The following is a 15510-nucleotide window of genomic DNA, read 5'->3' on the forward strand; positions in this document are numbered from 1 at the left end:
TTTACATGTTAAAGGCACGGTGCGACCTGCACCCCCTAACGGAATCATACCATTAAGCCCATGGCTGGGCCAGAGACCCGGACCTTAGCGTCGGGATTTACATTGTCAGGATAGCGCGTGTGTGCTTTAATCAATGTGAATAGGATAATTTGTCCAATTAGGGGAGTGATTTCAATTATTTATGCGGTAAAGGATATTTTATTGCAAATTACAGCGGCTTGCTCCTTTCTGTGCATGTTTAAATGGTGGATCGATCAAGGCCATATCATGCGAAGGAACAGAAAGTTCCCAGATGACCAATCCTTTTTAATACTCAGTTGTGCACTGAGCATCGTCTTCTGCATGTTTTTGTCCACAACCCTGTTTGGTGCAATCTATCTGAATTTAGCGATGATCCCCGCATATATCGGTATCCTGTATGCCGGCTTCCGCTCGGGGATCAGCTTAGCTGTTTTTTTTATACTGTGCACTGCATTATTCTCGGAGCCTCCCGGCCTCAGCAATCTGGTGCTGAACACAGGCGTGCTGCTGCATCCGCTGCTGTTTGGCATGGCGAAGCCTTTTAAGAGCGAAAACATTATGGGCAAAATCTTCATTCTCTGGAGTGTTCTGTTTCCGAGCATGATGTTTATTGTCCTTGCGCCAAAAATGTATGGCCCCAGCCTGTACGACACTTCGCCCAAAGAAATGGCAGTGGCCTTGTTCTACCTGCTGGTTCCGGTTATTCTGGGAGGCAGCTTGTTATACTGTATCGAAACTGCTTGGGACAGGCTGCAGACCCGGGAGGAAATGAAAGGGATTTCTGAGAAATTCGAACGGGAATCGGAGAAGCTGCAGCAGATCACCAATGTCGTACCTGTCAGTATTATGCTACTTGACGATATGGGCTATGTAACGGAGATTAATGATTGTATGCTGGAGCTCTTCCGGCAGCATGAGCCGGGCATTACAAGGGAGGCTATTGTAGGCCAGCAGGCAGAACGGCTGCTCCTCCAAGAGATTAACGGGGAGGCCCTAAAGCGTATGAGAGATAGCGGATTCAGCAAACAACGGTATAACGAGAAAGTGCAGTATGACTCCAGAACCTACAATGTATTCTCTGCGCCTCTGCAGCAAGGATTGGGAGGAGGATCAGCCGGCCGGGTTTTGATTATCCAGGACCTGACCGAAGAAGAGAAGTTCCGCAGCGAACTGGACAACGTGGAGCGGCTAACCCTGGTCGGGCAGATGGCAGCGGGTATTACACATGAAATCCGCAATCCTATGGCCGTAGTCCGCGGATTTCTGCAGCTTATGCGGGAGAAAAGCCCCGGGGAAATGGACTCATACTATCAGATTGTCATAGAGGAACTGGACCGGGCCAACGGGATTATTAATGACTTTCTCTCCCTTGCGCAGAGCCGGATTTCTGACAAGGAGACTGTTCAGCTGCATCATATTATAAAAGAACTCGCCCCCCTTCTGTGGGCCGACGCTAACCTCCGCGGCCAAAGCGTGGAGCTGAGATTATGTCCATCCCTTCCGCTGCTTCAGCTAAACCCCAGGGAAATCAAGCAGCTGATCCTTAATCTGGCCCGGAACGGGATGGAAGCGATGGAACCAAAAGGGGAACTGCTTCTGGAAACGCATTTTAACGAGAATAAGGTGGAGCTGATTATACAGGATACTGGCAGCGGAATTCCGCAGAGTCAGCTGGAGAAGCTGTTTGTACCTTTTTACACCACAAAAAACCAGGGTACGGGACTGGGCCTTCCGCTGTGCCTGAGCATTGCCGAGCGGCATCATGGCAGCATCAGAGTGGAGTCCCAAGAGGGGAAAGGTACGGCATTTATCGTTTCTTTTCCTTACGGGCAGGAGGGCAGACAGCAGGCTGCCGCCACGAAGGAAGATTCTGATTCTCCCCCGCGGCTGTAGTGTTTCTGATAAGGGATAACGAAGCGGCTGCCGCTTGCTTTCACAGAGTATGTATGTATAATAAAGTTAGTAAATCCTGCTGCAACGTGGTCTTGCAAATTATTCAAAGGATAAAGGAGAGTGCACAGAATGTCCATGTCATTTAATCAATATATGAGGGATTCCATCCAGCCCATGCGCGATGATCTGACAAGCATTGGATTTAAGGAGCTGTTGACTCCGGAAGAGGTGGAAGCAGTGCTTCCTGGCTCCAAGGGAACAACGCTTGTTGTTGTGAATTCGGTCTGCGGCTGTGCAGCCGGTCAATGCCGCCCGGGCGTGGCCCAGGCACTGCAGAATGAGATTCTGCCGGATCACCTGTACACTGTGTTCGCTGGTCAAGAGAAAGAAGCCACAGCCAAAGCGCGTGAGTACTTTGCACCGTATCCGCCTTCTTCGCCTTCGATCGCGCTGATGAAGGATGGAAAGCTTGTTCACTTCATCGAACGCCATGGGGTCGAAGACCGTTCAGCTGCCGAAATTGCGGCTGAGCTGAAAGATGTATTCAACCGCCTGTGCCAATAAAATAAGGCTGGTCTTTACTTGAGTCTCGCAGGCTGCCGGTAGTCCGGAAGTCTGCGGGATTTTTTTGAAAATACAGGGGTTTATAGGTTTCACACCGCAAATTATCTGAAACGGGGTGTAGTACTTGAGTATGCAGAGCGAAATAATTGCCGCCCTTGGTGTTAAACCCTCCATTGATGTGGAGGCTGAGGTCCGGAAACGGGTGGATTTTTTGAAAGCATATGTGCTGGAAGCAGGGGCGGGCGGTCTGCTGATTGCAATCAGCGGAGGGGTAGACAGCGCGGTTGCCGCAGGTCTGTGTAAACGGGCTACGGATGAGCTTACAGCCGAGGAAGGCAAAGACTATATGACGCTTGGTGTTTTTCAGCCTTATGGCGAACAGGAGGATATCGAGCACAGCTATGCGGTCGCTGAGGCGTTTGGTTTGACGCATAAAGCAGAGACCAACATCGAGGAAGCGGTCAACGAGATCGCCCTTGAGGTAGAGCACAGCCTGAAATCGCTTGGACAGCACCGCCACATCACCCATCAGGGTAAAGGCAATGTAAAAGCAAGAACACGCATGGTGATGCAGTATGCGCTGGCTTTTGAGAACAATCTGCTGGTAGTGGGAACAGACCATGCGTCCGAAGCTATAACCGGCTTCTATACCAAATGGGGCGATGGTGCCGTGGACATTACACCGCTGTCTTCGCTGAATAAGCGCCAGGTGCGCCAGTTGGCTGCATTCCTCGGAGTGCCTGCGGATATTGTCACCAAAGCGCCGACAGCCGGCCTGTGGCCGGGACAGACGGATGAAGCGGAGCTAGGCATCACCTATGAGGAGAACAGCGACTACCTGGAGGGCAAAACCGTCAGCCCTGAAGCGGCGAAGAAACTGGAGAATTTCTACCGGAGAACCGCGCATAAGCGCAATGTGATTCCCGGGATTTAAAAATGTGTTGCCCAACCGCCGGGGAGCTGCGTTCAATGCAGACGCTCCGGCGGTTTTTTATGATAACAGCTACTCCGCCAAAACCCGGGTGATGAAATCCCTGGAGGCGGCAATGGCCTGTTCCAGCTGAGGTGTGGTTCCAGTAAAAGGATGGACGGTGCCGAAGGTGTGATTGCCTCCCGGAATTTGTATCCATTCAATATCCGGCCGAGACCGGATCAATTGCTCTGAACCGCGCCGCAGCCGCTCGCCGTCCTCGCTCCCCTGGATCAGGACCACGGGGAAGGCGGCCTGCTTCATCCGCTCCAATATGTTGTAACGTTCCGCCTGCTGTTCCAGATCTTCTATAATGATGGCATCCAGCGGCATTTGCTGGCCTGTCCGTCCATTGAGGACGTGGGTCCGGCCCGTTTCCCTCATTTCACGCTTCTGCTCTTCTGTGAACAGGTCCAGACTGGTGGTTCCGTTCCAGGAGATCACACCGGCAAGTTCTGCAGGATGATCCAGTGCATAGAGCAGGCAGTCGCCCCCACCGCGGCTGTGTCCCAGCAGAAAGACAGGCAGACTTCCGAACCTGTGATGCTGGCTCAGATAGGAGAGCAGGATCTCCATATCCTTGATCTCGCGCTGGTAGGTGTTGCGGGCAAACTTTTCAAGCTCGGTGAAATTCTGCAGATCTTCGCCGATTCCGGCATGTGAGAAGTTGAAGCTGATCACTTCATGCTCATCACTAAGGGCCTCTGCAACATAAGGGAACATTCCCCAATCCTTGAAGCCCTTGTAGCCGTGAGCGACCACAACCAGGCTCTTGGCTTCGCCTTGGGCCGGAAAATGTGAACAACGCAGGACAGCATCCTCTCCTGCGGGCAATTCGAAATTACGGGGCATAGGGCAGTCTCCCTTTCCTTGATATTCTAGTATCACAGCCAGGCTGTGTTCGAATCCGGTGCTAAACTGAAGGTCTTAAATATACCGGATATACCCATAAATAGACTTTAGCGGTTTTTTCTTTTAAGATAGCAGAATGCTGACGTTAAAACTATTATTAATATATAAATTGAACTTGAGAAATTAAGAAGAAGAGGGAAAGCGGCGGAGGAGAAGTTTGGAACTGTAGGAGCGTCAGCGTTCGCCTTTGTATCCGGATTTCTACCGCGAAAAGCGGTATGAATCAAGAAATCTGGATATGGGCAGCGGCCGGAAGTCCAAACATTCTCGGGAGTCACGACCCTTCCTAAATCAAAAAATTTAAAAGTTCAGTTTATATAGTTCATGGTAAAGAGGCAGGCGGACTTTCTCTGTTATATGAGATTTCTGGCGCCTATAGGAAGATCATACCATTAGAAGCACGGTAAGGATAGAAGGGAATATGAGATGGTTAATGAATGTATAGCCATGAGAGGTGTGGGATTGTGATTTACGGAATCGGGCATGATGTGCTGGAAATCGGGAGGGTTGCGGGTATTGCGAATGGCAGCCTGGGCAGCCGGTTCACCCGGCGGATTCTGACCGCGCAGGAGCTGGTACTGGCCGCAGGCAAAGGCGGGAAGGCGGCAGAGTTCATAGCCGGGAGGTTTTCAGCCAAGGAGGCGGTAGTCAAGGCGCTCGGATGCGGAATCGGCCATACGGTAGGCTTTCAGGATATTGAAATTCTGCCGGACGCCATGGGCAAGCCGGTAGCCTCACTGTCGGCCGAGGCCTGGTCCCGGTTGCGGCTGCCGGAGCAGGAGTATACCATTCATCTCACGATTACGCACAGCCGCGGGTTGGCTTCGGCGTTCGCGGTGGTGGAGAAGCAGCACAGACACTAAGACCTACCCGGGACATCCCCCAATAATCTAAGTCAGCCTAAGTGTACCGGGTGCAAGATTATATGAACGGCAAGGAGAATAACGATGACAATACATGAACAGCAGAGTGAAACACAGCAGGAAGCCAAGTTATTCTTCAGCCGCTTCCTGCTGGAATGGTATCAAGGCCAGAAAAGGGATTTGCCCTGGCGGCGCCACCGCAACCCTTATTACATCTGGATATCGGAGATTATGCTGCAGCAGACCAGAGTGGATACGGTAATTCCTTATTTTAACCGTTTTATTGAGCGTTTTCCTACGGTGGAATCACTGGCTGATGCCCCGGAAGAGGAGGTGCTGAAGTGCTGGGAGGGGCTCGGCTACTACTCCCGGGCCCGTAACCTGCAGCATGCAGCCAAGCAGGTGAAAGAGCAATATGGCGGCCAGGTCCCCAATGACCGTGACGCCGTGTTTGGCCTTAAGGGCGTGGGCCCTTACACAGCAGGCGCCATCCTCAGCATTGCCTTCAACCGGCCGGAACCGGCCGTGGACGGCAATGTGATGCGGGTGCTGTCCCGCTATTTCCTCATTGAGGATGATATCGCCAAGGGACCCACCCGTGTTGCAATGGAACGGCTGGCCGCAGAGCTGATCCCTGAAGGCGAAGCTTCGCATTTCAATCAGGCGCTGATGGAGCTTGGCGCGCTTGTCTGCACGCCGAAATCACCGCGCTGCCTGCCGTGCCCGGTGATGGAGCACTGCGCCGCGCGGCTGGCGGGCTGCGAAACTTCGCTGCCCGTCAAAACCAAGGCGAAGCCGCCGCGCCCGGAGGAGCGGCTGGCGGCCCTGGTGGAAGGCCGCGGCGAGCACGCGGGCCGGGTGCTCATCCGGCAGCGGCCGGTAAGCGGGCTTCTGGCCCGCATGTGGGAGCTGCCGCACTGGCCTGCGCCGCCTGCGGAGGGCGGCAGGGGCGGCGCGCTGCTGCCGGAGGCCGCGGCGCTGGACCGGCTGCGCCGGTCCCTGAGGCAGGCCGGGATTCCTGCCCGGCCGGAAGAGCACTGGATGGCTGCGGAACATACGTTCAGCCATATTGTGTGGACCCTGCAGGTGTACCGCTGCAGGGAAGAGGATGTCCGCGCGCTGCCAGTGGCGGCGGAAGGGCGGGCGGCATACGCCGCCGGGCAATCCCCGGGTGCCGGGGATGCCGGCCGGCCAGCCGGCGCGGGCGGGCCTCAGGGTTCGGCCGCCACCGGTATCAGCGGCGCAGAGCTGCCTGCCGCGGACAGTGATGCGCCGGCCTTGAACGCCGACGCCGGCAGTTCCGCCGCGTTAGCACCCGGCAGCGGCACCCCTGACTTGTTCAGTGCCGCAGGCACCCCAAACGGGCGGCCTGCTGCGGACAGCGGCTCTATAGAGCCGTTCGCGGACGGCAACGGCAATCCCGAGGATGGCGGAGCGGTACGGTGGATCAACCGTGAGGAAATGGCTAATTATGCTTTCCCGAACGTGTTTTTGAAGCTGCTGAACAGCTATTTCGATGAACAAAATGGATGATTTCTCTCAGATACTGTACAAAGTGCGCTTACAGTGATTGCTCTGCAGGCGGGGCTGGGATCAGAAAACAAAAGGGCAGGATCGTGCGTGGGCTGCAGGAAAGAAGCGGAGTGGAATTAGGGAACTTAAATGGACGCAGAAGCTTTCGACAGAGGAAATAGTGGGAAAAAGTAGACTTAAATTAAGCGGATTTACCCGAAAAGGCAGAAAGTGGCCAGATTAAGTGTCCTTTTTCCACCTAATGCTTGTGGAGAAGCGGAATGAACCGGAATTAAGTGCCCTTTTTCCACTTAAGGCTTGCCGCAGGGTTCATAGAGGGCGCTCCAGGCAGGGCTAGACTAAAATCCAAAACGGCTGCACCGTCCATCATTGGACGGTGCAGCCGTTTTGTTCTCTTAGCTGATTTATGCTGCTGAAGCTTATTTTGCGCTTTCGTAGCGTTTGCCGACTTCTTCCCAGTTGACTACGTTCCAGAAGGCTTTGATGTAGTCAGGGCGTTTGTTTTGATAGTTCAGGTAGTAAGCGTGCTCCCATACATCCAGTCCGAGGATCGGAGTAGCGCCTTCGCTGATCGGGTTGTCCTGGTTCGGTGTGCTGGTAACCGCCAGCTTGCCGTCTTTAACAACGAGCCAGGCCCAGCCGCTGCCGAAACGGGTAGTTGCCGCCGTAGCGAAATCCTCTTTGAATTTATCGAAACCGCCAAGCTCGCTGTCAATGGCAGCTGCCAGTGCGCCGGTTGGTGCGCCGCCGCCGTTCGGTCCGATGACTTCCCAGAACAGGGTATGGTTGGCATGTCCGCCGCCGTTGTTGCGGACAGCCGTACGGATCGCTTCAGGTACTGCGTTCAGGTCGGTAAGGAGTTCTTCGATGCTCTTGCCCTGCAGTTCGGGTGCCTTTTCCAGAGCGGCGTTCAGGTTCGTCACGTATGTGTTATGGTGCCTGTCATGGTGAATCTCCATCGTCAATGCGTCGATGTGCGGTTCAAGAGCGTTGTTCGGATACGGAAGTGCCGGTAATTGAAATGCCATGGAAAATCCCTCCTGAGTGGTATTTGAATTTGTATGGATAAAGAATTTTGGCGGCCTTGACGTCAAAACCCCTTATTTCCGATGTACCTTATAGGTTATGTACCCGATAAGATACTATTATTAAACCGTATCTGGAACAATAATGCAACACTAAACAAACGTAAATGTTTAAAAAGTATTAAGGCATTGAAACCTGACTGCAAGTGTCAACGCCGTGTTAAAATCGAAACGGCCGCCGCCGGCAGTTGTTTACACCGCCATAATTACCTTAATAAAGGATTTATGTAATTATATACAATGCAAACGCTTTAAATCAAGCGCTTTCAAAAGAAAATTGATGATATCGCTAGAAAAGTGTGCTTTAATAGACTTAAAAGCAGGTATTCCTCGTTTTTTGAAGTTTAAAGAAGCTATAAACTGTTTAACATTAGGTTAATACTTCTTTAGCCGCTGAGAAGCAACTTCCCTGTTTGATTTCAGATATCTCTTTGGGAATCATTCATTTGCTTTTCTTTTTCCTCTTTATGCCGTTACGGGAACTCCTTCTTTTTGTTAAATTCTAAGCCATAGAAAAGGGAGATTTAAAGAATGCACGTTCGTTCCTTTCAATTAAGCGACGTTACCCCTGTGACTGAACTGCTGCAGACCGCATTATCGGAAGAATGTTTCGAGAGCACTATCGAGCCTTTCTCCAGGCAGCTTTCATGGGACTCTGATCTCATTGTTGTAGCCGAGGATGAAGGGGAGATTGTTGGTGCGCTGATTGGTACGATCGAGAAGAATCACGGCTGTTATTTCCGCATTGCCGTCCATCCCGAATACCGCCGCAGAGGAATCGGCAGAGGTCTTGTATCGGCGATGGAACACAAGTTTCAGGCACGCAAGGTCAGCGGCATTTATGTGGCCGTCGATGAGCATAACTCATTTGCGCTGCCGCTCTATGAAGCTATGGGTTATAACGAGAATCAAATCTTCAAGTCGGTACGGAAGCTTAGCATTGTCGGGTAAGCGTTTTGATTCCGGTGCTGCGTAAGCGGAAACATTTTCTAGAATAGAGAACTACTGCGATTGTACGCCTGCAATGATTGCGAGTATTAAGAGTACATACTTTTAGTATTGAATGCGTGCTTGCATAGTCTGATTCATTATACTGAAGCATATCTTTCCAAGTCCATTGCAAATGGCCGGGAGATATGCTTTTCTATTGTTATGGGACTTGAATGACCAATGATAATCAGGAAGGTGGCCTATGAACCGGGAGCTTGAAGAAGATTTCATGCGGAGCCGCAAGCACAGATACCGGTCCGTTACACACCGGAGAACCGGCTCCTTATCAGGAACAGGCTGGGTCCGCGATCTCCGGGATTGGCTGGTTACTGCTGCAATTGTATTTGCCTTGATGTCACTGCTCAATATTTTTGTGTTCAATGTCTCAACGGTTATAGGCCAGTCCATGCAGCCCACGCTGTTTGAGGGCGAAAAATTGATTATCAGCAAGATATCATTAACCTTTGCCAGTCCCAAGCGGAGCGATGTGGTTGTGCTGCATGACCCGAGCACCGGCCCGGACCGCAAGGAATATCTGGTGAAACGGATCATCGGGATACCCGGCGACAGGATCGAGGTGCGGAACCACAAGCTGTACGTGAACGGCAAGCTTATTGCCGAGTCCTATGTGGACACGGAGATTCAAGACCCTGATTTTGCCGAGCTTACCGTTAAACAGGGAACCTATTTTGTGATGGGTGACAACCGGCATGCCGGGGCGAGCAAGGACAGCCGGTATTTTGGCGCCGTTCCGCAGAACCGTATCGTCGGCAAGGCTGCGTATATCTGGTGGCCTCTTAGCAAAGCAAATGCACTATAAGTGAAGGAGAAGGCGGTAATGAACAATAACATCCAGACATCTTATGCTCCCCCGCCTTCGAAATGGGAAGGTCTTAAGGCTGAAATTAAGGCTGCCGCACCGGAAATCGGTATTGATGATATCGGTTTTGCGACTGCGGAGCCGTTTTTATATTTAAAAAATATACTTCAGGAGCATCGTGACAACGGTTATGATTCCGGCTTCGAGGAGCCGGATCTCGATAAGCGGACCATCCCCGCCCTGCAGTCCGGCGGGCAGCCGCAGTCTATTATCGCTATCGCTGTAGCCTATCCCTCCAAAATGGAGAATCCGCCGAAGTCAGAGCCTGGCGCACGCCGCGGCATCCTGGCCCGGGCCTCATGGGGCCGGGATTATCATCATGTGCTGCGTGAGGCATTGGCGAAGCTCGAGGCCTTCATCCGCGAGCGGGTGCCGGGAGCGGAGCTGGAGAGCATGGTGGATACGGGAGTGCTGGTCGACAGGGCGGTTGCCGAGCGGGCAGGCATCGGGTTCAGCGGCAAAAACTGCAGCATTATCTCTCCCGAATGGGGCTCATGGATGTATCTCGGGGAGATGGTGACGAATATTCCTTTTCCGCCGGATACACCTGTGGAAGAGGGCTGCGGGAGCTGTACGAAGTGTATTGACGCCTGCCCGACAGGTGCACTCGTAGGTCCCGGACAGCTGAATGCCCAGGCCTGTATTTCTTATCTGACCCAGACCAAGGGTTTTCTGAGTGATGAATACATGACCAAGATCGGCAACCGGCTGTACGGCTGCGACACCTGCCAGATCGTCTGCCCGAAGAACCGGGGAAGAACTGGAATCACCGCCCGGAGCTGCTGCCTGATCCGGAGGTCGTCAAGCCGCTGCTGCTGCCGATTCTGGAGCTCAGCAACCGTGAGTTCAAGGAGCAGTTCGGCAGCAGCTCAGCGGCCTGGCGGGGCAAGAAGCCGATTCAGCGCAACGCGGTGATCGCACTCGGCAATTTCAAGGAAGCCGGGGCTGTGCCGAAGCTGACGGAGATTGTGCTGAAGGAAACCCGTCCGGAGCTGCGCGGAAGTGCGGCCTGGGCACTCGGACGCATTGGAGGCGCAGAAGCGCTGGCGGCGGTGAAGCTGGCGCTGCACAAGGAAGAGGACTCTACCGTCCGGGAAATGCTGGAACGGGCACAGGGCAAGCTGCTGGAACGGGGGGAGGCAGAGGAGCAGGATGGAGCCAGTGGGCAAGGCTAACCTGCTTCATTTGCCAATTGCTGTCCAGTTCTTGAAATGCTATGATAGATTCGCGTGCCTACAGCGGCATTGCGGACAACTCAAGTACAGAGGTGGACTTTAGATGAACATTGCTTTGCCAATTATTACGCTTGTCGTAGGTCTGATCGGCGGATTCTTCATTGGTGTGTATTATCTGCGCAGACAAATGACAGCGATGCAGAATGATCCGGAAATGCTGCAGAAGGTTGCCAAACAGATGGGCTATAACTTGAACGGCAAGCAGATGCAGCGTGCCCAGCAGATGATGAAGAACGGCAATCAGCCGGGACGCGCACCAGCGGCAGGAAAAAGACAAGGCCGCAAAGGCAAGTAACCGGTCCCGGATAAACGGAAATAGATACGGGTACGGAAGGGGGAGGCTTCATGGGGGGAGTCAAGGATTATATGAACGGCAAGGTTGCTGCAAACCGGGAACAAATCGAGTACCATGTTGAGAAAATACTGCAATTAATCGGGGAAGATCCCGGCCGTGAAGGGCTGCTGGAAACACCGGCCAGAGTTACACGGATGTACGAGGAGATCTTCGGCGGGTATTCGATTGATCCCCGTGAGGCGCTTGGAGTGACCTTTGATGAGTCTCACGAAGAGCTGGTGATCGTAAAGGATATTGTCTATTATAGCCAGTGCGAGCATCACATGGCCCCTTTTTTTGGCAAGGTGCATATCGGATATATTCCCAGCGGACGGATTGCCGGGCTTAGCAAGCTGGCCCGCCTGGTGGAAGCTGTCAGCCGGCGCCTGCAGGTGCAGGAACGCATTACGGCGCAGATTGCCGATATTATGACAGAGGTCCTGAATCCTCATGGTGTGATGGTTGTTGTGGAAGGAGAACATCTGTGCATGTGTGCCCGCGGGGTGAAGAAGCCCGGCAGCAAAACGGTAACCATGGCAGCACGCGGGACCTTCCGTGAGGATGCTGCTGCACGGGCGGAGTTTCTGGCCCTGATCAAAGAATAGAAGACGGGGGGGTTGCCCCGTTTCAGTATACGGCAAAGAGCCCTTCCGGCACTGTGAAGTGACGGGAGGGCTCTTTTACCTTTGCCTGCCGAAAGGGCTGCTGCCGCGCTGTCAGAAGGGCTGCCAGACCAGCTTCCGGGCGGCATTGAAGCGCTCGGAGACATAAGGCCAATGTACAACCTTCCACCAGTCCTTGATGTAATCCGCGCGGTTATTCTGATGCTTAAGATAATAGGCGTGTTCCCATACATCGAGGGCCAGCAGGGGAACGACATCCCATTGGGAGAGATTTTGATGCTTCTCCGCTGTCAGAATTTCCAGCCGGCGGCTGCGGGGACTCCAGACCAGAATCGCCCAGCCCCCGCCCTCCACCTTGTCGGCCGCTTCTGTGAACTGTTCCTTGAAGGCATCGTAGCTGCCGAAGCTGTGCTCTATGGCATCCAGCAGCGGACCTGTCGGACGGCCTCCGCCCTGCGGAGACATGACGTTCCAGAAGATGGTATGCAGATAATGGCCGGCCCCGTGGAAGGCAAGCTCCCGCTCCCAATGCTTTACAAGATCAAAATCCTTGGTTTTCCGGGCTTCGGCCAGCTTATTCTCCGCTTTGTTCAGCCCGTCTACATAGCTTTGATGATGCTTGTCATGATGAATCCGCATTGTTTTTTCATCGATGTAGGGCTCCAGTGCATTATAGGCGTAGGGAAGGGGCGGCAGAGTATGGCCTCCTATCGGAACCGTTCCGGGCTCCTGCTGTCCGGAGAGCGGAGAAGCCATTGGAGCCTGCGGTTCATATCCGGCCTGTTTGTATCTGGCGTTGAGTTCGTCTGCTGTTTCCGGCAACGGCGCTGCAGGCTCCCGCGTCCATCCGGGAGCAATGCCGGGTACGGACAGGGTGTTCAGAAGAGCCTCAACATACTCTGACTCCCGGATGATATGCAGCAGCACAGTTCCAGCCAGCGGCTGGGCTTTTACAGCAGCGCTTCCCTCCATCAGGGCATGCTGCTGCCGGATGAACTCGCGGGACTGGGAGCAGGCCACCTGGAGAAGCTGTTCTGTTCCGGCGGCCTGCTCTGCAGGGCTGGAGGCGCGGGAAGCCTCCATCAGCTGGCGTGTTGCTGCTCCGGTGGCCTCAAAAACAACAGCCCATTCGTCCAGCAACTTCACAAAAGGCTTCTCCAGCTGAGGTACAACCCCCTTGATGACTTCCGTATGCTCCTGCTCCTGTTTTTTCCAGAATGCAATTTCTTCGAGAATACGCACGGGCAGCACTTGCCCGTATTGATCCGGCATACCTGCAATCCTCCCGTCATAAATCTTTAACAGTGCATTCTATGTACGGGAACAGCAGCTTATGTTTTCCGGATCAAATTTTTAACGCTTCGTAACAGGGTGGTTCCCCAAATCCGCTGGCTCTGCAAACTTAACATTCTGAAACACTTGATTTACATTCAATTGCTGCTCTTCACGCAGCGGCAGCCGGGATACTATAATCTCTTTGCCGATTGTGCCGGTTTTATCGCTAAGGACAGCCGTTAATTTAAGTTCTGTCCGGGTGATTTTCAGTTCACAATCCTTTTCCACTTCAATTTGCAGAACCTTAAAAGGAGATATATCAATAACTGCCGTGAGTCCGATTCCCTTAAACCCGTAAAGATACGTTTGTTCTGTTGCCGCTGTAGCTGTATAGGTGATGTCAATGGTGCCACTTCCAATCTTAACGCGGGCCTGTAAATCTCTGATCTCCCCGGGAATCCGGGGCGCAAGCGTAAGCGCCTGATGAATCATATCCGGCCGGAACCCTAGAAAATACTGATACCACACACGCAGCTGCTCGGCATTGGACCAGGCTTGCAGGTATGCTCCCGTAAGTTTGGCCCAGCTCCGGCCTTCCTGCGGATAAGCATCCATATTCTCGCTCAGTCCTCCGACTACTCCCAGGTTCAGCGCTTGCCAGTTCATATTCTTGAACAGTGTATAAGCAGTTTCTTCCTGCCCGGCTTCGATCATGCGCTGCATGGCTATACCGTTTAACCAGAGCCAAACCGTACCATTGTGGTAAGCTTCATCTTTATGGTACAGGCTGGTTAAGTGAAATGGATGGAAAAACGGATGTTTTTGATCCAATGAGGCAACTCCCCAAGGATAAACGAGCTCTTCCCATGCTGTCTTGGTCACTTCACATTTGAAGGAATCATCTTCAATCATGTCCAAGGCAAACAATTGGTTTGGCCGCAGTGAGAATTCGGGCTCATCTTCAGAGTTTAGCCGGTCAGCCAGATAGGGATGTGACTGATCCCTGAAATCCGCTGCAAAGTTTCTTTTGAGCTTGCCGGCGATATTGCTCCATTTCTTCGCACTGCCGCTGTCGCCCATGTACTCGGCAAAGTATACTCCAGCCCGGAGCTGATTGTACCAGAGCGCTTGAATGTCATTGGCCCGGGTGTCTCTGGGAGAGTAAGACTTCAGGTTGGCATCCCGGGCGTCCATCCAGGTTTCATTATCATCGTGCATAAGGTAGCCTTTATCGTCCACCCAATGCTTAATAGAGCCTTCTATACTGTTTTGTACCGCCGGGTAAAGCTCTGTTATGACCGCCGTGTCACCCGAATATTTAACATAATCCTGTAATTGGATAATAAACCGCGGTGTCCCGTCGGTTGTATGGTAGTCTACATTTTTTAAGGCAAGAATATTGGGCACCCTGCCGAAGTATTTGGAAGCTGCATCGGTGTTCTGGAATTTCGCAAAGGACAGCAATATATTTTTAGCAGTTTCAAATTGCCCGGTTACCAATACGGCTCCCGGGAGCGCAATAAATTGGTCTCTTCCCCAATATTCATTAAACCAGGGGAGGCCGGCATAGATTCCATCGCCTTGCTGTCTCGTCACCAATTGGTCCATCGTGATGTTTAACCAATTCAAAGACAAGGTGAGCGAATCACTGCTGCTGGCGATGTAGACATTCTTCTGCAAAAAATCCTCCATACGTTTCATTCGTTCGTGCTTCATAGAGACGGCGTCCCGTCTCGTATCATGAATCATATCTGCCGCTCCGGCAACCGTTTTGCCCACGGCGATATAAAAGCTTCCGGCGTTGGCAGCGGAATAAACGGTATGATTCTTAACTTCCACCGGCTGGTTGCCTGCTGCGCCTACAGCAATAACCCATCCGCCTTCTATTGAATTGAAAAAAGCGATGCCGTCACGTGGATTCAGCAGGTTGAGCTGTTCTCCCAATAATTCAATTCCAATGGTTTCTTGAGCACCGGTGAGACTGATCCCCAGCACATTTTTGTAGTCAAACATCCACAGCTCTTCTGTCAGGCTTCCATGCATACGCACCATTTTATAGGGGTACACACAGACTTCAGCTTCTTGATTATCCAGTTTCTGTTGATCTGCAATTAAGGTGTACCCGCTGAAAATTCTGCTTTTCGAGATGTTCAATCCCTCAAAATAAGCATGCTCCACATGATCGTTGAGATGTGATTGAGTATAATAATAAGCGGCTTCCTTGTTGGTAAAGGATATCCCGCGATTCTCATCACGGGAAACGAATATCTTCATGTCATCCAGAATATCGGATGTCTGCCCGGCAATATTTGTTGATAATTTCACTAATGTG

13 protein-coding genes and 1 pseudogene are annotated in these 15510 nt (G+C 52.5%); 10 read left to right on the forward strand and 4 right to left on the reverse strand.

All coding sequences use genetic code 11. The features are described from left to right. Window positions 1-348 precede the first annotated feature (348 nt). The 3 genes from JI735_RS11990 (at window position 349) to nadE (ending at window position 3412) form a co-directional block, all read left to right on the forward strand. Complete coding sequence (locus tag JI735_RS11990) at window positions 349-1914, forward strand: two-component system sensor histidine kinase NtrB (protein WP_233476357.1); 1566 nt, start codon at window positions 349-351, stop codon at window positions 1912-1914. 129 nt (window positions 1915-2043) lie between these two features. Then, entirely contained in the window at window positions 2044-2478 is a 435-nt protein-coding gene (locus JI735_RS11995) for a BrxA/BrxB family bacilliredoxin (protein WP_039833431.1), read from the forward strand. 124 nt (window positions 2479-2602) lie between these two features. Further along, the gene (nadE, locus tag JI735_RS12000; RefSeq protein ID WP_039833432.1) at window positions 2603-3412 is read left to right on the forward strand and encodes an NAD(+) synthase; all 810 of its coding nucleotides are present in this window, start codon (window positions 2603-2605) and stop codon (window positions 3410-3412) included. 69 nt (window positions 3413-3481) lie between these two features. Here nadE and JI735_RS12005 read toward each other — a convergent pair whose 3' ends face one another. Continuing rightward, complete coding sequence (locus JI735_RS12005; protein ID WP_039833433.1) at window positions 3482-4300, reverse strand: alpha/beta hydrolase family protein; 819 nt, start codon at window positions 4298-4300, stop codon at window positions 3482-3484. Between the two features lie 524 nt (window positions 4301-4824). Here JI735_RS12005 and acpS point away from each other — a divergent pair. Both acpS and mutY read left to right on the forward strand, forming a co-directional pair. Next, window positions 4825-5223: a holo-ACP synthase gene (acpS, locus tag JI735_RS12010; protein WP_039833434.1), complete on the forward strand. Its 399-nt coding sequence runs from the start codon at window positions 4825-4827 to the stop codon at window positions 5221-5223. Window positions 5224-5307: 84 nt separating this feature from the next. Then, entirely contained in the window at window positions 5308-6756 is a 1449-nt protein-coding gene (gene mutY / locus JI735_RS12015) for an A/G-specific adenine glycosylase (protein WP_202677418.1), read from the forward strand. A gap of 419 nt (window positions 6757-7175) precedes the next feature. On the opposite strand, the gene JI735_RS12020 is transcribed toward mutY, so the two are convergent. After that, a complete protein-coding gene (locus JI735_RS12020) occupies window positions 7176-7784 on the reverse strand; it encodes a superoxide dismutase (protein ID WP_020430610.1) in 609 nt (202 codons plus the stop codon). A 588-nt stretch (window positions 7785-8372) separates the two neighbouring features. On the opposite strand from JI735_RS12020, the gene JI735_RS12025 reads away from it, so the two are divergent. From JI735_RS12025 to folE, 5 genes and pseudogenes are all read left to right on the forward strand, one after another. Further along, entirely contained in the window at window positions 8373-8792 is a 420-nt protein-coding gene (locus tag JI735_RS12025) for a GNAT family N-acetyltransferase (protein ID WP_039839740.1), read from the forward strand. 241 nt (window positions 8793-9033) lie between these two features. Continuing rightward, the gene (gene lepB, locus JI735_RS12030) at window positions 9034-9651 is read left to right on the forward strand and encodes a signal peptidase I (protein WP_039839738.1); all 618 of its coding nucleotides are present in this window, start codon (window positions 9034-9036) and stop codon (window positions 9649-9651) included. 18 nt (window positions 9652-9669) lie between these two features. Further along, window positions 9670-10871, forward strand: a pseudogene (gene queG, locus JI735_RS12035) (tRNA epoxyqueuosine(34) reductase QueG); the annotation flags it as partial. Between the two features lie 118 nt (window positions 10872-10989). Then, a complete protein-coding gene (locus tag JI735_RS12040; protein ID WP_039839736.1) occupies window positions 10990-11241 on the forward strand; it encodes a YneF family protein in 252 nt (83 codons plus the stop codon). Window positions 11242-11291: 50 nt separating this feature from the next. Then, the gene (gene folE, locus JI735_RS12045; RefSeq protein WP_020430615.1) at window positions 11292-11885 is read left to right on the forward strand and encodes a GTP cyclohydrolase I FolE; all 594 of its coding nucleotides are present in this window, start codon (window positions 11292-11294) and stop codon (window positions 11883-11885) included. Between the two features lie 111 nt (window positions 11886-11996). Here folE and JI735_RS12050 read toward each other — a convergent pair whose 3' ends face one another. Both JI735_RS12050 and JI735_RS12055 read right to left on the reverse strand, forming a co-directional pair. Beyond that, the gene (locus JI735_RS12050; RefSeq protein WP_039839733.1) at window positions 11997-13175 is read right to left on the reverse strand and encodes a Fe-Mn family superoxide dismutase; all 1179 of its coding nucleotides are present in this window, start codon (window positions 13173-13175) and stop codon (window positions 11997-11999) included. A gap of 81 nt (window positions 13176-13256) precedes the next feature. Beyond that, entirely contained in the window at window positions 13257-15503 is a 2247-nt protein-coding gene (locus JI735_RS12055) for an amylo-alpha-1,6-glucosidase (RefSeq protein ID WP_051052354.1), read from the reverse strand. Window positions 15504-15510 lie beyond the last annotated feature (7 nt).

Source organism: Paenibacillus sonchi, from assembly GCF_016772475.1.
In the GTDB taxonomy this organism is placed as follows: domain Bacteria; phylum Bacillota; class Bacilli; order Paenibacillales; family Paenibacillaceae; genus Paenibacillus_AQ; species Paenibacillus_AQ sonchi.